The 17731-nt window shown below is 71.6% G+C and carries 17 protein-coding genes and 1 pseudogene; 3 read left to right on the top strand and 15 right to left on the bottom strand.

All coding sequences use genetic code 11. The annotated features are described in order from the left end of the window. Positions 1-8: 8 nt before the first annotated feature. Together IG90_RS0118700 and IG90_RS0118695 are read left to right on the top strand one after the other, a co-directional pair. Positions 9-1085, top strand: coding sequence for a M4 family metallopeptidase (locus IG90_RS0118700; RefSeq protein ID WP_030585488.1), 1077 nt, complete (start codon positions 9-11; stop codon positions 1083-1085). A gap of 223 nt (positions 1086-1308) precedes the next feature. After that, positions 1309-1575: a protealysin inhibitor emfourin gene (locus IG90_RS0118695; protein WP_030585486.1), complete on the top strand. Its 267-nt coding sequence runs from the start codon at positions 1309-1311 to the stop codon at positions 1573-1575. 102 nt (positions 1576-1677) lie between these two features. Here the strand turns inward: IG90_RS0118695 and era are convergent, their stop codons facing one another. From era to IG90_RS0118655, 8 genes and pseudogenes are all read right to left on the bottom strand, one after another. Continuing rightward, positions 1678-2652, bottom strand: coding sequence for a GTPase Era (era, locus tag IG90_RS0118690; RefSeq protein ID WP_411572632.1), 975 nt, complete (start codon positions 2650-2652; stop codon positions 1678-1680). Between the two features lie 337 nt (positions 2653-2989). Further along, the gene (locus IG90_RS0118685; RefSeq protein ID WP_030585482.1) at positions 2990-3343 is read right to left on the bottom strand and encodes a hypothetical protein; all 354 of its coding nucleotides are present in this window, start codon (positions 3341-3343) and stop codon (positions 2990-2992) included. A 77-nt stretch (positions 3344-3420) separates the two neighbouring features. Continuing rightward, positions 3421-3732 (bottom strand): annotated as a pseudogene (locus tag IG90_RS42105) (XRE family transcriptional regulator); the annotation flags it as partial. 22 nt (positions 3733-3754) lie between these two features. Further along, complete coding sequence (locus IG90_RS0118675) at positions 3755-4108, bottom strand: MmcQ/YjbR family DNA-binding protein (protein WP_030585479.1); 354 nt, start codon at positions 4106-4108, stop codon at positions 3755-3757. Beyond that, positions 4105-5403 carry a hemolysin family protein gene (locus tag IG90_RS0118670; RefSeq protein ID WP_030585477.1) on the bottom strand — a complete coding sequence of 433 codons (1299 nt, stop codon included), beginning with the start codon at positions 5401-5403 and terminating at the stop codon, positions 4105-4107. Before IG90_RS0118670 ends, IG90_RS0118675 begins: the two co-directional genes overlap by 4 nt. Continuing rightward, complete coding sequence (gene ybeY / locus IG90_RS0118665; protein WP_030585475.1) at positions 5400-5897, bottom strand: rRNA maturation RNase YbeY; 498 nt, start codon at positions 5895-5897, stop codon at positions 5400-5402. The genes IG90_RS0118670 and ybeY overlap by 4 nt, the downstream gene beginning before the upstream one ends. Positions 5898-5909: 12 nt before the next feature. Next, on the bottom strand, positions 5910-8054 hold the full coding sequence (locus tag IG90_RS0118660; RefSeq protein WP_030585473.1) for a PhoH family protein: 2145 nt from the start codon (positions 8052-8054) through the stop codon (positions 5910-5912). Positions 8055-8195: 141 nt separating this feature from the next. Then, positions 8196-9317 (bottom strand): carbohydrate kinase family protein, encoded by a 1122-nt coding sequence (locus tag IG90_RS0118655; protein WP_030585470.1) that lies wholly within the window; start codon positions 9315-9317, stop codon positions 8196-8198. Between the two features lie 431 nt (positions 9318-9748). Here IG90_RS0118655 and IG90_RS0118650 point away from each other — a divergent pair, with 431 nt between their 5' ends. After that, positions 9749-11089, top strand: a complete 1341-nt coding sequence (locus IG90_RS0118650) for an MFS transporter (protein ID WP_030585466.1) — start codon at positions 9749-9751, stop codon at positions 11087-11089. Here the strand turns inward: IG90_RS0118650 and IG90_RS0118645 are convergent. From IG90_RS0118645 to hrcA, 7 genes are all read right to left on the bottom strand, one after another. Further along, positions 11074-12066: an adenosine deaminase gene (locus IG90_RS0118645; protein WP_030585463.1), complete on the bottom strand. Its 993-nt coding sequence runs from the start codon at positions 12064-12066 to the stop codon at positions 11074-11076. The two genes, IG90_RS0118650 and IG90_RS0118645, sit on opposite strands and share 16 nt — an antisense overlap. A 47-nt stretch (positions 12067-12113) precedes the next feature. Next, on the bottom strand, positions 12114-13028 hold the full coding sequence (locus IG90_RS0118640) for a ribonuclease Z (RefSeq protein ID WP_030585461.1): 915 nt from the start codon (positions 13026-13028) through the stop codon (positions 12114-12116). 14 nt (positions 13029-13042) lie between these two features. Continuing rightward, a complete protein-coding gene (locus IG90_RS0118635) occupies positions 13043-13402 on the bottom strand; it encodes a histidine triad nucleotide-binding protein (protein WP_030585458.1) in 360 nt (119 codons plus the stop codon). Between the two features lie 120 nt (positions 13403-13522). Continuing rightward, positions 13523-14269, bottom strand: coding sequence for a 16S rRNA (uracil(1498)-N(3))-methyltransferase (locus IG90_RS0118630; RefSeq protein WP_030585453.1), 747 nt, complete (start codon positions 14267-14269; stop codon positions 13523-13525). Further along, positions 14266-15339 (bottom strand): nitronate monooxygenase, encoded by a 1074-nt coding sequence (locus IG90_RS0118625; protein ID WP_030585450.1) that lies wholly within the window; start codon positions 15337-15339, stop codon positions 14266-14268. Before IG90_RS0118625 ends, IG90_RS0118630 begins: the two co-directional genes overlap by 4 nt. Before the next feature lie 132 nt (positions 15340-15471). Next, positions 15472-16611 (bottom strand): molecular chaperone DnaJ, encoded by a 1140-nt coding sequence (gene dnaJ / locus IG90_RS0118620; RefSeq protein ID WP_030585447.1) that lies wholly within the window; start codon positions 16609-16611, stop codon positions 15472-15474. Further along, entirely contained in the window at positions 16612-17628 is a 1017-nt protein-coding gene (hrcA, locus tag IG90_RS0118615) for a heat-inducible transcriptional repressor HrcA (protein WP_030585444.1), read from the bottom strand. Positions 17629-17731 lie beyond the last annotated feature (103 nt).

Here is a 17731-nt window from a genome sequence, read left to right as displayed (position 1 = left end):
GTCGTTTCATGCACCTTCGAACCGACGGCGAGCTCCATCCCGTCTTCTGCACCATCGTTCCGCCCCACGTCCTCGATCACCTGTCGCGGTCCGCCGACGCCCGGCTCGCGGATCCGGCCCGCCGCACCCTGGAGGCCGACGGGCTGCGCCGCAACCGCCGCCGGCTGACGGCGCTCGCCGCCGCCCCGGTCACGCCCGGCATCGGCGCGGTCCCCACCAAGCCCCACCGCACCCTGTACGACTGCGAGAACGGCACCACCCTGCCCGGCCGCCAGGTCCGCGACGAGGGCGACAAGCCGACCTCGGACGCCAGCGTCAACCGTGCGTACGCCGGTCTCGGCGCCACCTTCGATCTGCTGCTCTCGGCGTACGGGCGCAGCTCGATCGACGGCAGGGGCCTGCCGCTGACCGGCTCCGTGCACTACGGCGAGGAGTACAACAACGCGTTCTTCGACGGCGAGCAGATGGTCTTCGGGGACGGCGACGGCGAGATCTTCCTCGACTTCACCGTCGCGGTCGACGTGATCGCCCACGAGCTGGCCCACGGCCTGACGCAGTACACCGCCAACCTCCGTTACGAGGGCCAGTCCGGCGCGCTCAACGAGTCCGTGTCCGACGTCATCGGCTCGCTGGTCAAGCAGTACTCGCTCGGCCAGAGCGCGGAGCAGGCCGACTGGCTGATCGGGGCCGGGCTCCTGGCGCCCCGGGTCAACGGGGACGCGCTGCGCTCGATGAAGGCCCCGGGCACGGCGTACGACGACGACGTCCTCGGCAAGGACCCGCAGCCGGGTTCCATGGACGACTACATCGAGACGGAGGAGGACAACGGCGGGGTCCACCTCAACTCCGGCATCCCCAACCGCGCGTTCTACCTCCTGGCCACCGCGCTGGGCGGCAACTCCTGGGAGCGCGCCGGGCAGATCTGGTTCGACGTGCTGACCGGCGGCGAACTGACGGCGAACGCGGACTTCGCGGAGTTCGCCCGGCTGACGGTCGCGGCGGCGGGCAACCGCTTCGGCGAGCGCGACGAGCGGGAGGCGGTCCTCAAGGCCTGGTCGGAGGTTGGCGTTCCGACCCGCGCGTGACCCGGCCCGCCGAGAGCCTGTCGGGTGGCCTTCGACCGGAAAGCGGACGCGGTCCGGTGCGTGCGGTTCCCAGGCGCCGAGAGGTCCTCGTAGCGGAGCCATCAGGGCGTGTCGGCCACGCCGGAAGCGTGCGTGCCAGGGATGGCCGCCCGGTCAGAGGTCACCCGACAGGCTCCAAGGAGGCGGGGTTGAGTGCGCGTACGGCCCCCGGTAGACAGGAGTCATGCGTATTCAGGTCAGCCGGACCGGCGGCTTCGCCGGCATCGCCCGCCGCCGTGAGGTCGACACCGAGGGCCGGGCGGACGCCGCGGAGTGGCGCTCGCTCGCCGAGGAGGCGCTCGGCTCCGCCGGGAGCGCTCCGCCGACGGGAGTGCCGGACGGCTTCCGGTACGCGATCACGGTCGGGGACCGCACCGTGTACTGCGCCGACCCCGATCTGACCGGGGCGCAGCGCACGCTGATCTCACGCGTCCTCAAGGAGGGTGCGTGAGATCAGCTCCTGTGCCGGACGCGCTCGGAAGCCGGAAGCCCGGCTCGCACAACTGCTTCGGAGACCGTCCTCACGGCCGCACTCGCACCCTTCGGCCCCGGCTCAGAACCCGAGCTTGCGCAGCTGCTTCGGGTCTCGCTGCCAGTCCTTGGCGACCTTCACATGCAGGTCCAGGAAGACCGGCGTGCCGAGCAGGGCCTCGATGTGCTTGCGGGACTTGGTGCCGACGTCCTTCAGACGCTGGCCCTTCGGGCCGATGATGATGCCCTTCTGGCTGGGGCGCTCGATGTAGACGTTGGCGTGGATGTCCAGCAGCGGCTTGTCCGCCGGACGGTCCGTGCGCGGCAGCATCTCCTCGACGACGACCGCGATGGAGTGCGGCAACTCGTCGCGTACGCCCTCCAGCGCGGCCTCGCGGATCAGCTCCGCGACCATGACCATCTCCGGCTCGTCCGTGAGGTCGCCCTCCGGGTAGAGCGGCGGGCTCTCGGGAAGCAGCGGGGCGATGAGGTCGGCGAGCAGGCCCACCTGCTGGTCCTTGACCGCCGAGACCGGAATGATCTCGGCCCACTCGAAGCCGAGCTCGTCGGCGAGAGCGGAGACGGCGAGGAGCTGTTCGGCCAGCGCCTTGGACTCGACCAGGTCGGTCTTGGTGATGATGGCGATCTTGGGGGTCTTCTTGATCCCCGCGAGCTCCTTGACGATGTACTTGTCGCCGGGGCCGAGCTTCTGGTCGGCGGGCAGGCAGAAGCCGATGACGTCGACCTCGGCCCAGGTCGTCCGCACGACGTCGTTGAGCCGCTCGCCCAGCAGCGTGCGCGGCTTGTGGAGGCCGGGGGTGTCGACCAGGATCAGCTGCGCGTCGGCACGGTGCACGATGCCGCGCACCGTGTGCCGGGTGGTCTGGGGGCGGTTGGAGGTGATCGCCACCTTCTGACCGACGAGAGCGTTCGTGAGGGTGGACTTGCCTGCGTTGGGGCGGCCCACGAAGCAGGCGAAGCCTGCCCGGTGGGGGGAGGTGGTCTCCGCTTGCGGGGCAGCGGATTCTTGGTTCGGTCGAGCGCTCATGGCGACCATTCTCCCCGATCCCGGCGGCGCCGCCGCACAGTGGGCCGGGTGCGGCGCCTCATGGACGCCCCGTACGGCGTCGGCGGGCCCGTACCCACAGGCCCGTTCCGGCCGAGACGAGCACGGCGAGCAGCCCCGCCACGAGCCACGGCACGGCCAGGAACGTCACGGCCGAGGACTGGCGGGTGCCCTCCGCGGTGGCGGTGAGTTCGACCTCGGGCCGGTCCAGCCGCGGTGCGCCGTCCCAGGTCTCGGTCAGCCGGACCTGGCGGGGCAGCAGCTTCGTCGGGCCGCGCTCCAGCAGGGTCCGGGCCGAAGAGGCCCCCGGCGCGCAGGGCGGACCCGCTCAGCCCGCCGTGACGCGGACCCGCAGCGCGCCGTCCGGGCCCGCGAGCAGCACCGGGGTGTCCGGTCCGCCCAGGTCCCGCACCGCGGCCCGGTCGTCGTCGGAGGGCGTCTCGGCGGCGGAGACGACCGCTGCCGCCTCCAGCGACGTGGCGCCGCTGGCCACCGCCATGGCGACGGCGGTCTGCAGGGCGCTGAGCTTCAGCGACTCCAGCGCCACCGTGCCCGCGGCATACGTACGTCCCGTCTCGTCGCGTACGGCCGCGCCCTCGGGCACCCCGTTGCGGGCACGGGCGCTGCGCGCCAGGGTGACGATCTTGCGGTCCTCGGCGTCGAGGTCGGTGGTGTCGGTCATGGCACGAGCATACGAAGCCGGCCCCGGGCCCGCGCAGGTCACCCCGGAACCGGGAGCGCCCTGTCGTGCGGGACCACTCACCCCGGCCCCGGACACATCGAGCCGCGCCGCCCCTCGGGCGAGGCGAGCCACTGGAGTCCGGCCTCGCAGCCGGTGCCGGGCAGCGGGGTGTGCAGCACGATCGCCAGGTCCGGCCGGGCGGGGTCGTCCTCCGGGGAGTCCGAACAGGCGGCCCGGAACTGGGCCCCCACCTGCGGGGCGAGCGCGTCCCGACTCCGCCCGGTGCGTGTGCGGTGGACGGGGCCGGTGAAGGCGACCAGGCGGTTCTGCCGGATGTCCGGGCGCAGGCCGAGGACCGCGGCGGCCGCGTCGTCGTACGGGGCGGTGTTCCGTCAGCGGTCCACACACGTCCTAAGGGCGGTCCAGCCGGAGCCGTTCCGCCTTCGGGAGTCCGGCGACCACCAGGTCGTAGGAGTCCTCGACCAGTTCGCGCAGCAGCCGGTCCGGGACGCCGGAGACGGTCACCGTGTTCCAGTGCCGCTTGTTCATGTGCCAGCCGGGCACGATCGCGGGGTGTGTCTCGCGCAGCCGGATCGCCTCGTCGGGGTCGCACTTGAGGTTGACCGTGAGCGGTCGTCCGTCCAGCGTGGTGAGCGCGAACATCTTGCCGAGCACCTTGAAGACGGAGGTCTCAGGTCCGAACGGGAACTCCTCCACGCTCGCGTTGAACTCCAGGCAGAAGGCCCGCAGCCGCTCCGGCGTCATTCCGCTTCCTTCTCCTCGGGTTCCTTGTGCTCCGGCTCCACCAGCACGGTGACGATCTTGTTCCGGCGGCCTGCCGGGGACTCCGCGGTGAGCCGGAGCCCGCGGCCGTCGGGCAGCTCGACCATCGCCGACGCGCCGGCGATCGGCACCCGGCCGAGCGCCTTGGCGAGCAGACCGCCGACGGTCTCCACGTCCTCGTCGTCGTACTCGTCGAGGCCGAAGAGGTCGCCGAGGTCCCCGATGTCGAGCCGGGCGGTGACCCGGTAGCAGCCGTTCTCCAGCTCCTGGACGGGCGGCAGCTCCCGGTCGTACTCGTCGGTGATCTCGCCGACGATCTCCTCCAGGATGTCCTCGATGGTGACGATGCCCGCGGTGCCGCCGTACTCGTCGATGACGACGGCGACATGGCTGCGGTCCTGCTGCATCTCGCGCAGCAGGTCCCCGGCGTTCTTGGTGTCGGGGACGAAGGCGGCGGGGCGCATCGCGGTGGAGACGGGGTCGGCCTCGGACTCCCGGTTGATGTGCGTCTTGCGGACCAGGTCCTTGAGGTAGACGATCCCGACGACGTCGTCCTCGTTCTCACCGGTGACCGGGATCCGGGAGAAGCCGGAGCGCAGGGCGAGGGTGAGGGCCTGGCGGATCGTCTTGTAGCGCTCGATGGAGACGAGGTCGGTGCGCGGCACCATGACCTCGCGGACCAGGGTGTCGCCCAGCTCGAGGACGGAGTGCACCATGCGGCGCTCCTCGTCCTCGATGAGCGACTCCGCCTCGGCGAGGTCGACCATGGCGCGCAGCTCGGCCTCGCTGGCGAACGGGCCCTTGCGGAACCCCTTGCCCGGGGTCAGCGCGTTGCCGACGAGGATCAGCAGCTGCGGGATCGGCCCCATGATCCTGGCCAGCGGCAGCAGGACGTACGCCGAGGCGGTGGCCGTGTTCAGCGGGTGCTGGCGGCCGATGGTGCGCGGGGAGACGCCGATGGCGACGTAGGAGACGAGGACCATCACCCCCATCGCGACGGCCAGCGCCTCCCAGGTCTCGGGAAGCTCCTGAAGGCTGGCGTAGGTGACGAGGACCCCGGCCGACATCTCGCAGGCGACCCGCACCAGCAGGGCGACGTTGAGATAGCGGGTCGGGTCGGCGGCGATCTGCGCCAGCTTCGCGCTGCCGCGCCGCCCGGAGCGGACGGCTTCGTCCGCCCGGAAGCTGGAGGTGCGGGCGATGCCGGCCTCCGCGCAGGCGGCCAGCCAGCCGACGACGACCAGCAGGACGACGCCGACGATCAGGGGCGCGCTCACGAGACGGTGGGGGCGGGGGACGCGCCGGTGAGCCCGTGCTCTCCGCGCCAGCCGTCCACGATGGCGGCCTGGAGACCGAACATCTCGGCCTTCTCGTCCGGCTCCTCGTGGTCGTACCCCAGCAGGTGCAGCACTCCGTGGACGGTCAGGAGCTGGAGCTCCTCGTCCATGGAGTGCTGCGTCGGGGCCTCTTCGCCCTGCTTCTTCGCGACCTCGGGGCAGAGCACGATGTCACCGAGGAGCCCCTGCGGGGGCTCCTCGTCGTCCTTGGCCGGCGGACGCAGCTCGTCCATCGGGAAGGACATGACATCGGTCGGACCGGGAAGGTCCATCCACTGGATGTGCAGCTGCTCCATGGCGGCGGTGTCCACGACGATCACCGAGAGCTCGGACAGCGGGTGGATCCGCATCCGGGCCAGTGCGTAGCGGGCGATGTCGAGGATCGCCTGCTCGTCGACCTCGGTTCCGGACTCGTTGTTGACGTCGATCGACATGGTGCGCTGCGACTACTTCCCTTTACGGCGGTCGCGTCGGCCGTCTGCACGGCCTTCCGCCTGACCGTCCTGCTGACCGTTTCGGCTGTCGTACTTCTCGTACGCGTCGACGATACGGCCGACGAGCTTGTGCCTGACGACATCCTGGGAGGTGAGGCGCGAGAAGTGCACGTCGTCCAGACCCTCCAGGATGTCCTGGACCTGCCGCAGCCCGCTCTTGGTTCCGCTCGGCAGGTCGACCTGGGTGACGTCACCGGTGATGACGATCTTGGAGTCGAAGCCGAGGCGGGTCAGGAACATCTTCATCTGCTCGGCGCTGGTGTTCTGCGCCTCGTCGAGGATGATGAACGCGTCGTTGAGCGTGTTGTGCGTCAACAGGTAGTCCTGGGTGACATACAGCGAGTCCTCGGCCGCCACCTGGATGCAGACCGCCTCTTCCCGGCCCGCCGGCTCGATGCTGTCGATGAACCGCATCGGACGCCCGCCGCCGTCGGACGCGTGGTACTTCTCGGCCTTGCGGGCGAGACGGAAGGGCTCGACACCCTCGGGGAGACGGATGTCGACGACGTGGGCGTCGTAGCGGTGGTGGACCGGCCTGCCCTCGGCGAGGCCCGGTGCCCGCCCTTCCGCCGGCCGACGGCGGGTGTACGCCACGCCCCCGAGCGACTGCACCAGCGCGATCACATCGTCGCGCAGGACGATCGAAGAGGTCGAGTACTGCACACGGCAGGTACGGTTCGACTGCGTGACAGGACCGCCATCGGCATCCAGGAGTCCCTGGAGCACTCCGAGGCGAACCTCGGCGGAGTTGTGCAGATAGTCGTCCGGAACGAACTTCGAGTGGGACCGGGACCCGAGGAGATCCAGCTGTCGCAGGATCGCGGTGACCGGGTTCTCCAGCGTCACCACATCGCCCGGTGCCTTGGTGCGGTTCAACACATAGTCCGGCCCGCCCCTGTGCCGGAGGGTGACGCCCGTGAGCGCTTCCTCCAGGGCCTCCGCGAGCTCCTGATCCGCAGTGGCGAACGACGGTGTGGTGGAGCCGGTAAGGCAGCCGTCACCCAGCAGCAGCCCGAGGGCGTACGGGTCCATCGGGACCTCGCGCTCGGGGAAGCTGACGGGCGCGGTCAGCATCGGCAGCTCGTAACGGCGCGCGTGCGCCGCCCGGAGATTGCCGATCATCTCCTTGGTCTCCAGAACCCGCCACGGCTTGTCGCGGCGGCGGTCGGATGCGGTGCGGACCGTCCACAGGTGCTCACCGCAGCACAGGGTCCAGGAACCATCCTGGGCACTGACACGGTAGATGTCCTTCTCACCCTGCGGGTACACCCCGAGGACCGGAGTCGGCTCACCGTTGGAGCCGATGACAAGGTCACCCACCTCAAGGCTTCCGATGGGTCGCCAGCCGTCGGGGGTCAACACGTTGGTGAAGACGGGCTGCGCGCGACCACGCATGTACGCCAGCGGCGCCACCTCGATCGTGCCCGCCGCCATCAGCCGCGGGATCGAGTCGGGGTCGAGCATGTCGTGCAGGGCGTCGTAGAGCGGGCGCAGGTACGGGTCGATCTTGTCGAACAGGGTGCCCGGCAGGAAGCCGAGCCGCTCCCCCGCCTCGACCGCGGGCCGGGTCAGGATGATCCGGCTGACCTGCTTGGACTGCAGGGCCTGGACGGCCTTGGCCATGGCGAGGTACGTCTTGCCCGTGCCCGCCGGGCCGATCCCGAAGACGATGGTGTGCTGGTCGATCGCGTCGACGTACCGCTTCTGGTTGAGCGTCTTGGGGCGGATGGTGCGGCCGCGGTTGGAGAGGATGTTCTGTGTGAGCACCTCGGCGGGCGTCTCGCCCTGAGGGTCTCCCGGCCCGTTGCCGGCCGCCCTGAGCATGGCGATCGACCGTTCCACTGCGTCCTCCGTCATCGGCGCTCCGGTGCGGAGCACGAGCATCATCTCGTCGAACAGGCGTTGGATGAGAGCGACGTCGGCGGCCTCGCCCGTGGCACTGATCTCGTTGCCCCGGACATGGATGTCGGCCGCCGGGAAAGCCTCTTCGATCACGCGCAACAGCGAGTCACCCGATCCCAGGAGCATCACCATGGGGTGTGCGGCCGGGATCCTGATCTGGGCACGCGCCTGCGGCTGTGTGGGTGTCTGAGTCATGGGCCGGCCCTCAGGCCTGCGCATACCTCCCGTTGCAGGGTTCTCGCTGCTCGACAACCTCTGGATTACCAAGCCTACGACCTGGCGGCGACAACGCAGAGTGCTTTTACCGCCCGTTTGTGCGACTCGGGCCGGGTCCGGTCACTGGCGGAAGCCGAGCGTGGGCACCGCGCGCCGCAGCGGCCAGGCGCGGGCCGTGGCGGGCAGGAGGTCGTCCAGGAAGGCGTAGCGCTCCAGGGCGGCGGGGTCCTGGTCCGCGCAGGTGCGGATCAGCTGCCACCAGGCGGCGACCTCGGCCCAGCCGGGGGCGGAGAGCGAGCCGCCGAACTCCTGGACCGAGAGGGCGGCGGTGAGCCCCGCGAAGGCGAGCCGGTCGGCGAGCGGCCAGTCGGCGAGGGTGCCGGTCACGAAGCCGGCGACGAAGACGTCCCCGGCGCCGGTGGGGTCGAGGGCCTCCACCTCGATGGCGGGGACGGACGCGGCGGCTCCGGTGCGGCCGTCGACGGCGTACGCTCCCTCGGCGCCCAGGGTGACCACGGCGAGCGGGACGCGTTCGGCGAGCGCGTGGGCGGCGGCGCGCGGGCAGTCGGTGCGGGTGTAGCGCATCGCCTCCTCGGCGTTGGGCAGGAACGCCTCGCAGTGCGCCAGGTCGGGCAGGGCGTCCAGGTCCCAGCGGCCGGACTCGTCCCAGCCGACGTCGGCGAAGATCAGCGCGCCGTTCCGGGCGGCGGTGGCCACCCAGGGCTCGCCCCGGCCCGGGGAGAGCGAGGCGATGGCGGCACGGGCGCGCGGCGGGCAGTGCGGGAAGGGCGGGCCGGGCGCGGGGGTTCCGGCGGGGGCGGCGGTACCGGCGGGGGCGGGGGCCTCGTGGCCGTGGGAGACCATCGTGCGCTCGCCCTCGTACGCCATGGAGACGGTGACCGGGGAGTGCCAGCCGGGGACGGTGTGCGACATCGACAAATCGATTCCCTCGCCCCGTTCGAGGGCGTCCCAGCAGTACTCCCCGTAGTGGTCGTCGCCGAAGGCGGCGGCGAGGGACGTGCGCAGGCCGAGGCGGGCGAGGGCGGTGGCCATGTTGGCGACGCCGCCGGGGCTGGAGCCCATCCCCCGGGCCCAGGACTCGGTGCCGCGCACGGGAGCGCTGTCCAGGCCGGTGAAGATGATGTCGAGGAAGACCGGGCCGGTCAGGAAGACGTCGCAGGCGGGGTCGCGGGGGGCGCGCAGCGATAGCAGCGGGTCGAGGCCCGGAGTGTCTGTGCTCACCGTGCGCTCCCGGGGTCGTGCGGCGGATCTCGGCGGGATCCGGGCCGTGTGAGATGCGGCCAGTCTGCCCGATTCCCCGGGTGAACGCGGTGTCCGCGCCCACGTGTTCGCAGCACACCTGACCTGCATAAACATGCGCTAATACCCGGGGTTTCGCTGCATAAACGCATAAGTGACCCAGATCACATCGGGGTAGCTTTCGGGCAGCCGGGAGCGCTTGATACAAATTGCCCCGCGAGCACCTTCGGGGGCCTTCTCCGACGAGAGCCGCATTTCTCAGCATCTCGCTGTAAACCACTGCAATACCTCCATGCCTTCGCATGCCCCCGCTCGTTTCGCTGTGCCCCGCTCCACCCTTCTGCCTCACCCCTTCGCTCCACCCCTCCCCTCCCCTCCCCCCTGCCTGCTCAGGCATGTCTTCAGGAACGCCCATGTCCTCGCGCCCTGGTGCCGCGTGGCCCCTGGTTGCCGTGTTCACCGCCGGCTACCTCGCCGCCTATCTGCTCCCCACCGTCGTCGGCCGGCTCAGCGCCCATCTCGGGCTGACTCCTGCCCAGGCGGGCCTGGTCGGCAGCGCCCTGCTCCTCAGCTCGGCCGGTGCCGGCTTCTCCCTGGCCGGCCGGGTCGAGCGGTACGGGGCACGCACCCCCGCCCGCGCCGGTCTGGTGCTGGCCGCCGTCGGCTACGGCTGTGCCGCGCTCGCCGGGTCCGTGCCGCCGGTGGTGCTCGGCGTGGTGGTCGGCGGCTTCGGCTCGGGCACGGCGACGGCGGTCGCCGCGGCCGGGATCGCCGCCCGGCGCGACCCGCACCGGACGTCCTCGCTCGGGCTGCTCACCGTGTCCGCCACGGCGGGAGTCCTCTATCTGACGATCCCCCACCTCGGCGGCGGCCACCGGCTCCCGTTCGCCGCGATCGCCCTGGCCGCCCTGCTCGTCTGGCCCGCGACCGCCCGGCTCGGCGGTGCGACGACCGCGGAGGAGACCGCTTCACCGATCACCGGCCGGCTCCCGCACCGCCGCTCCGGGCTCGTCCTGGCGGGCGGCATGCTGGTCTGGTCCATGGCGCAGAACGCGCTGTGGGGCGTGAGCAGCCGCATCGGCCAGGTCCAGGCGGGGCTGTCCGAGGTCACCGTCGGCGCGGTGTTCGCCGCCGCGCTCGGCGCGGGTCTGCTCGGGGTGACGGGCGCCGGGCTGCTCGGCGCGCGGCTCGGCCGGGCGGTGCCGATCGGGCTGGGGACCGTGGTGATCGCGGCGAGCATCGTGCTCAGCTCCTCGGCCCGGGACCTCGGATCGTTCGCCACCGGCGAGGTGGTGTGGAACACCTTCTACCCGGTGGTCCTCTCCTACCTCATCGGGCTGGCCGCCTCCCTGGACGTACGCGGCCGCTGGGCGGTGCTGGCGGGCTCCGCCTCCTCCGTGGGGGTGGCCTGCGGTCCGCTGCTGGGCAGCGTGCTCTCCGAGGAGGCCGGCTATCCGGCGATGGGACTGATCCTGGGGGCGGCCACCCTGCTGGTCGCCGCCCCGGTGACCGCCGTGGCGCTGCACACCGGCGGCCGTCCGCTGGTGCCCGGTTCGGTGCGCCGCCGCGGTGGCGCGCCGGCGGCCCTGCTCGCCGCCACCACCGGGAGCCTGCCCGGCGCGGTGCCGAAGCTCGGTTCACCGGAGCAGTCCGTCACGGAGCTGCGCGTACCGGCCCTGCGGCGCAGGCGGCTGGTGCGCAGCGCGATCCGGACGGCCGGTCCGGACGGCGGCTCCGGTCAGTCGAACGCGTAGGCCTCGACCTCGGACAGGTAGCGCGCCCGGCGCTCCTCGTCGTGGTCGAGGAAGGCCGCCTCGAAGGAGTTGCGGGCCAGGGTGCGCAGCTGCTCCCGGTCCAGGGCGAGGGCGTCCCGTACGGCGTCGAAGTTGTCGCCCGCGTACCCGCCGAAGTAGGCGGGGTCGTCGGAGTTGACCGTGCAGAGGAGTCCCGCGGCCATCATCTCCGGCAGCGGGTGGTCCTTCAGCGTGTCGACCGTGCGCAGTCGTACGTTGGAGAGCGGGCAGAGCGTGAGCGGCACCCGGTCGGCGACCAGCCGTGCCACCAGCTCCGGGTCCTCCAGGCAGCGCAGCCCGTGGTCGACGCGCTCGACGCGGAGGACGTCCAGGGCCTCCCGGATGTACTCCGGCGGACCCTCCTCCCCCGCGTGGGCCACCTTGCGCAGGCCGAGGGCGGTGGCCTCCTCGTACACCGCGCGGAACTTGGCGGGCGGGTGGCCGACCTCGGCGGAGTCCAGGCCGATCGCGCTGATCCGGTGCAGATACGGCTTCGCCGATTCCAGGGTGTCGAGGGCCGCTTCGGCGGACAGGTCGCGCAGGAAGCACATGATCAGCTGGGTGGAGACGCCGTGCTTCTCCTCGCTGCGCTCCAGTGCCCGGCCGATCCCTTCGATGACCGTGCCGATCGGGACGCCCCGGGCGGTGTGGGCCTGCGGGTCGAAGAAGATCTCGGCGTGCCGGACGCCCTGGGCGGCGGCGCGGGTGAGGTAGGCGTCGACGAGTTCGGCGAAGTCCTCCTCCGTGCGCAGCACGGCCATCAGGGCGTAGTAGAGGTCCAGGAAGGACTGGAGGTCCTCGAACTCGTAGGCGGCGCGCAGTTCGTCGGTGGTGGCGTACGGCAGGGCCACTCCGTTGCGCTCCGCGAGGGCGAAGGCCAGCTCGGGTTCGAGGGTGCCTTCGATGTGGAGGTGGAGTTCTGCCTTGGGGAGGTGCACGGTGTCTCGCAAACGGTGGTGCGGTTGTTGACGGTGGTGCGGTTGTCTCAGTGGTGGTGCCGGGTGGGGACCGGGACCCGGATCAGGTCCTGGGCGACGGTGAGTTCGCCGTCGAACCCGGCGGCGCGGGCCTGGGTCTCGAAGAGCTCCGGGTCGCTGTAGCGCTGGGAGAAGTGGGTCAGCACGAGGTGGCGCACGCCCGACTCCTTCGCCACCCGGGCGGCCTGTCCCGCGGTCAGGTGCCCGTGGTCGACGGCCAGCTTCTCGTCCTCGTCGAGGAAGGTCGACTCGATGACGAGCATGTCGCAGCCCTCGGCGAGCTCGTACGCCCCGTCGCATAGCCGGGTGTCCATGACGAACGCGAACCGCTGCCCGCGCCGGTGCTCGGAGACCTGCTCCAGAGTGACGCCGCCGAGGGAGCCCTCACGCTGGAGGCGGCCGACGTCCGGTCCGGCGATGCCGTGCTCCTTGAGGAGGGCGGGCAGCATCCGGCGGGTGTCGGGCTCGGTGAGGCGGTAGCCGTACGACTCGACGGGGTGCGAGAGCTTCCTGCTGTCCAGGGTGTACGCCGGAGTGGTGGCGAGGACGCCGCCGGCTCCGGCGACCGGGACCTGGTTCAGCTCGACGGTCTCGCGGTAGGCGGTGGCGTACCGCAGCCGGTCGAAGAAGTGCTGCCCGCTCGCCGGATGGTGCGCGGTCACCGGGTGCGGCACCTGGTCGAGGTTGATCCGCTGGATCACCCCGGCGAGCCCGAGGGAGTGGTCGCCGTGGAAGTGGGTGACGCAGATCCGGTGGATGTCGTGCGCGGCGACCCCGGCCCGCAGCATCTGGCGCTGGGTGCCCTCGCCGGGATCGAAGAGGATGCCCTCGCCGTCCCAGCGCAGCAGATAGCCGTTGTGGTTGCGGTGCCGGGTGGGGACCTGGCTGGCGGTGCCGAGCACCACCAGCTCGCGTACGGACATGGCGGAGGCTCTCGTTATCCGGGCGGCCACTGGAGGCCACGGCCGCCCAGGACGTGGGCGTGCGCGTGGAAGACGGTCTGGCCGGCGCCGGAGCCCGTGTTGAGGATGATCCGGTAGCCGCTGTCGACGACCTTCTCGTCGGCGGCGACCGCTCCGGCCTCACGCAGCACGTCCGCGGCGATCTGCGGTTCGGCGGCGGCGAGGGTGGCGGCGTCCGGGTAGTGGACCTTGGGGATCACCAGGACGTGGGTCGGTGCCTGCGGGTTGATGTCGCGGAAGGCGACGGTGGTCTCGCTCTCGCGGACGATGGTCGCCGGGATCTCTCCCGAGACGATCTTGCAGAACAAGCAGTCGGACTGCGGCTCTCCCGCCATGGCCGGGCCTCCTCGTCGCTGGTGGTCGGTTCGCTTCCTTGAAGATCGGTACACGGGCATGCTATCGCCGGGCCGCCGCCGAACGCGGGGGCCGCCTGTGCCGACAGGCTCTCAGCCCCCTCAGCCCCAGCGCCCCGTGCGTCCCAGCAGCAGCGCGGTCGCGGCCGTCCCGGCCGTGGAGGTGCGCAGGACGCTCCGGCCGAGGCGGTAGGGGCGGGCGCCCGCCTCGGAGAAGGCGGCCAGTTCCTGCGGGGAGACGCCGCCCTCGGGGCCGACGACGAGCACGAGTCTGCCGGTGGCGGGCAGTTCGGCGGTGGCCAGGGGGGTGCTGTCATGGTCGCGGTCCTCGTGGAGGACCCCGGCGAACTCGGCGTCGGCGAGCAGGGCTGCCACCTGCTTGGTCGTCATGGCGTCGGTCACCTCGGGGAAGCGCACCCGGCGGGACTGCTTGCCCGCCTCCCGCGCCGTGCTGCGCCACTTCGTCAGGGCCTTGGCGCCCCGCTCGCCCTTCCACTGGGTGATGCAGCGTGCCGCCTGCCAGGGAACGATCGCGTCGACGCCGGTCTCGGTCATCGTCTCGACGGCCAGCTCGCCCCGGTCGCCCTTGGGCAGGGCCTGGACGACGGTGATCCGGGGTTCGGGTACGGGCTCCTCCTGGACGGCCCCGCGGACGGTGACCGTGAGGCGGTCCCTGCCCTCGGCGGCCCGCACGACGCCGTCCGCCCAGTGGCCGAGGCCGTCGGTGAGGACGAGTTCCTCGCCGGTCTTGAGCCGCTTGACGGAGACGGCGTGCCGCCCTTCGGGTCCTTCCAGGACGAACTCCGGCCCGGTGGGCATCCGCTCGACGACGAAGACCGGTGCGGTCACCGGGGGCTCCTCATGCTCAGGGCCGCCCGGGCGGCCTCCAGTTCGGCGGCGAGCAGCTCGATCAGCTCGCCTGCGGGCAGTTCGCGGGCCATCCGGTGGCCCTGCCCGGCCCACAGGGCCATGCCCTGGGCGTCCCCGGCCTTGGCGGCGGCCCGGCGCAGCCCGCTGGTGACGTAGTGGACCTGGGGGTAGGCGGCGGGGGCGTACGGGCCGTGTTCGCGGACGAAGCGGTTGACCAGGCTGCGGGCGGGCCGCCCGGAGAAAGCGCGGGTCAGCTCGGTGCGGACGAACAGCGGGTTGGTCAGGGCCTGCTTGTGCAGCAGGTGCGCCCCGGACTCGGGGCAGATCAGGAAGGCGGTGCCGAGCTGGGCGGCGTCCGCGCCCGCCGCGAGGACGGCGGCGATCTGGGCGCCGCGCATCAGGCCGCCGGTGGCGACGATCGGGATCTGCACGGTCTCGCGGACCTGGGTGATGAGGGAGAGCAGTCCGGTGCCGGTGTGGCCGGCCTCCGGGTCGTCGCGGTGGGTGGAGCGGTGGCCGCCCGCCTCGACGCCCTGGACGCAGACGGTGTCGGCGCCCGCCCACTGGGCGCTCTGGGCCTCCTCGGCCGAGGTGACCGTGACGATGGTGTGCGTCCCGGCCCTGGCGAAGGCGTCCAGCGTGTCGCGGGTCGGGCAGCCGAAGGTGAAGGAGACCACCGGGACCGGGTCCTCCAGCAGGATCGCGACCTTCGCCTCGTAGCCGTCGTCGCCGCTGCTGTCCGGGTCGCCGAGCGGGGTCTCGTACCAGGTGGCCTCGCCGGCGAGCTGGTGGCGGTAGACCTCGACGGCACTGGGGTCGGCGAGCGCCGGCTGCGGCATGAAGAGGTTGACGCCGAACGGCCCGCCGGTGAGCCGGCGCAGCTGTTTGATCTCGTTGTACATCCCGTCCGCCGTCTTGTACCCGGCGGCCAGGAACCCGAGCCCGCCGGCATCGGCGACGGCCCCGGCGAGCTGGGGTCCGGACGTGCCGCCCGCCATGGGGGCCTGCACGATCGGATACCGGCAGAGATCGGTCAACTCGGAGGACATGACCGCATCGTGCCACGTACCCCTGCACGGGGCCGAATCAGCCAGCCGACGTCCTGACCAGTTCTCCCGCCGTACGCCGCACGCCCGCCGGTACGGAACCGGCGGGCGGTGCGGTGAAAGGGGAAAAGCGGTTCAGCGACCGTTGAACGCGTCCTTCAGCCGGGAGAAGAGCCCTTGCTGACCTGGCTGAAACTGACCCAGGGGCCGCTCCTCGCCGCGCAGCTTGGACAGCTCCCGCAGCAGCCGCTCCTGTTCCGCGTCGAGCTTGGACGGGGTCATCACCTCGACGTGCACGATCAGGTCGCCCCGGCCGCCGCCGCGCAGATGCGTGATCCCGCGCCCGTGCAGGGGCACGGACTGGCCGGACTGGGTGCCGGGCCGGATGTCGATCTCCTCCAGGCCGTCCAGGGTCTCCAGCGGGCACTTGGTGCCGAGGGCCGCGGCCGTCATGGGGATGGTGACCGTGCAGTGCAGGTCGTCGCCGCGCCGCTGGAAGACGGCGTGCGGCAGCTCGTGGATCTCCACGTACAGATCGCCGGCCGGGCCGCCGCCGGGGCCGACCTCGCCCTCGCCTGCGAGCTGGATGCGGGTGCCGTTGTCGACGCCCGCGGGGATCTTGACCGTGAGCGTGCGCCGCGAGCGGATGCGGCCGTCGCCGGCGCACTCCGGGCAGGGGGTGGGCACGACGGTGCCGAAGCCCTGGCACTGCGGGCAGGGCCGCGAGGTCATCACCTGGCCCAGGAAGGACCGGGTGACCTGAGAGACCTCGCCGCGGCCGCGGCACATGTCACAGGTCTGGGCCGAGGTGCCGGGGGCCGCGCCCTCGCCGCTGCAGGTGTTGCAGACGACGGCCGTGTCGACCTGGATGTCCTTGGTGGTGCCGAAGGCCGCCTCGTTGAGGTCGATCTCCAGCCGGATCATGGCGTCCTGGCCGCGCCGGGTCCGCGAACGGGGCCCGCGCTGCGCGGCGTTGCCGAAGAACGCGTCCATGATGTCGGAGAAGTTGCCGAAGCCGCCGGCTCCGAAACCGCCCGCGCCACCGCCGCCGCCGCTGGCGGAGAGCGGGTCGCCGCCGAGGTCGTAGACCTGCTTCTTCTGCGGGTCCGAGAGCACCTCGTAAGCGGCGTTGATCTCCTTGAACCGCTCCTGGGTCTTCGGGTCCGGGTTGACATCCGGGTGCAGCTCGCGGGCGAGCCGACGGAATGCCTTCTTGATCTCGTCCTGAGATGCGTCGCGGCGCACGCCGAGTACGGCGTAGTAGTCCGTGGCCACTTACGACTCCGCCAGGATCTGTCCGACGTAACGTGCCACTGCGCGTACCGCTCCCATCGTTCCGGGGTAGTCCATGCGGGTCGGTCCGACCACGCCGAGTTTGGCGACTGCCTCGTCGCCCGAACCGTAGCCGACCGCGACGACGGACGTGGAGTTGAGCCCCTCGTGGGCGTTCTCGTGCCCGATCCGTACGGTCATGCCGGAGTCCGTTGCCTCACCGAGCAGCTTCAGCAGGACGACCTGCTCCTCCAGTGCTTCCAGCACCGGCCGGATCATCACCGGGAAGTCGTGTCCGAAGCGGGTGAGGTTGGAGGTGCCGCCGATCATCAGCCGCTCCTCCGTCTCCTCGACCAGTGTTTCGAGGAGGGTGGAAAGGACCGTGGAAACCGTCCCCCGGTCCTCGCTGTCGAAGGATTCCGGCAGCTCCTGCACCAGCCGCGGGACATCCGCGAAGCGGCGTCCGACGACCCGGCTGTTGAGCCGGGCCCGCAGATCCGCGAGCGATGCCTCGCCGAACGGCGCAGGGCAGTCGATCATACGCTGTTCGACCCGGCCGGTGTCCGTGATCAGGACGAGCATCAGCCGGGCGGGGGCGAGCGCCAGCAGTTCCACGTGCCGCACCGTCGAGCGGGTCAGCGAGGGGTACTGCACGACGGCGACCTGCCGGGTCAGCTGCGCGAGCAGCCGCACCGTCCGGCCGACCACGTCGTCGAGGTCGACCGCGCCGTCGAGGAAGTTCTGGATGGCCCGGCGCTCGGGCGAGGACAGCGGCTTGACGCCCGCGAGCTTGTCGACGAAGAGGCGGTACCCCTTGTCGGTGGGGATGCGCCCCGCGCTCGTGTGCGGCTGGGCGATGAAGCCCTCGTCCTCCAGCACCGCCATGTCGTTGCGGACGGTGGCAGGGGAGACCCCCAGCCGGTGCCGCTCGGTCAGCGCCTTGGAGCCGACGGGCTCCTCGGTGCCGACATAGTCCTGGACGATGGCGCGCAGCACTTCGAGTCTGCGTTCGCTGAGCATCGCGCACACCTCCAGCTGTGTCTCTCCGGATTTCTCCGGTGTCCGGCTGGCACTCGGTACGTTCGAGTGCCAGCAATCCCCGCGGTCAGTGTACGGGGGTGGG

It is taken from the genome of Streptomyces anulatus, from assembly GCF_000721175.1.
In the GTDB taxonomy this organism is placed as follows: Bacteria; Actinomycetota; Actinomycetes; order Streptomycetales; family Streptomycetaceae; genus Streptomyces; species Streptomyces anulatus_C.
This window is presented reverse-complemented; position numbering and strand designations above follow the sequence as displayed.

What these genes read in the sequence shown, in the direction of transcription:
- IG90_RS0118700 (WP_030585488.1), top strand. Translation starts at nt 9, where the DNA reads ATGCACCTTCGAACCGACGGCGAGCTCCATCCCGTCTTCTGCACCATC.
- IG90_RS0118695 (WP_030585486.1), top strand. Translation starts at nt 1,309, where the DNA reads ATGCGTATTCAGGTCAGCCGGACCGGCGGCTTCGCCGGCATCGCCCGC.
- era (WP_411572632.1), bottom strand. Translation starts at nt 2,652, where the DNA reads ATGGTCGCCATGAGCGCTCGACCGAACCAAGAATCCGCTGCCCCGCAA.
- IG90_RS0118685 (WP_030585482.1), bottom strand. Translation starts at nt 3,343, where the DNA reads ATGACCGACACCACCGACCTCGACGCCGAGGACCGCAAGATCGTCACC.
- IG90_RS0118675 (WP_030585479.1), bottom strand. Translation starts at nt 4,108, where the DNA reads ATGACGCCGGAGCGGCTGCGGGCCTTCTGCCTGGAGTTCAACGCGAGC.
- ybeY (WP_030585475.1), bottom strand. Translation starts at nt 5,897, where the DNA reads ATGTCGATCGACGTCAACAACGAGTCCGGAACCGAGGTCGACGAGCAG.
- IG90_RS0118660 (WP_030585473.1), bottom strand. Translation starts at nt 8,054, where the DNA reads ATGACTCAGACACCCACACAGCCGCAGGCGCGTGCCCAGATCAGGATC.
- IG90_RS0118650 (WP_030585466.1), top strand. Translation starts at nt 9,749, where the DNA reads ATGTCCTCGCGCCCTGGTGCCGCGTGGCCCCTGGTTGCCGTGTTCACC.
- IG90_RS0118640 (WP_030585461.1), bottom strand. Translation starts at nt 13,028, where the DNA reads ATGTCCGTACGCGAGCTGGTGGTGCTCGGCACCGCCAGCCAGGTCCCC.
- IG90_RS0118635 (WP_030585458.1), bottom strand. Translation starts at nt 13,402, where the DNA reads ATGGCGGGAGAGCCGCAGTCCGACTGCTTGTTCTGCAAGATCGTCTCG.
- IG90_RS0118625 (WP_030585450.1), bottom strand. Translation starts at nt 15,339, where the DNA reads ATGTCCTCCGAGTTGACCGATCTCTGCCGGTATCCGATCGTGCAGGCC.
- hrcA (WP_030585444.1), bottom strand. Translation starts at nt 17,628, where the DNA reads ATGCTCAGCGAACGCAGACTCGAAGTGCTGCGCGCCATCGTCCAGGAC.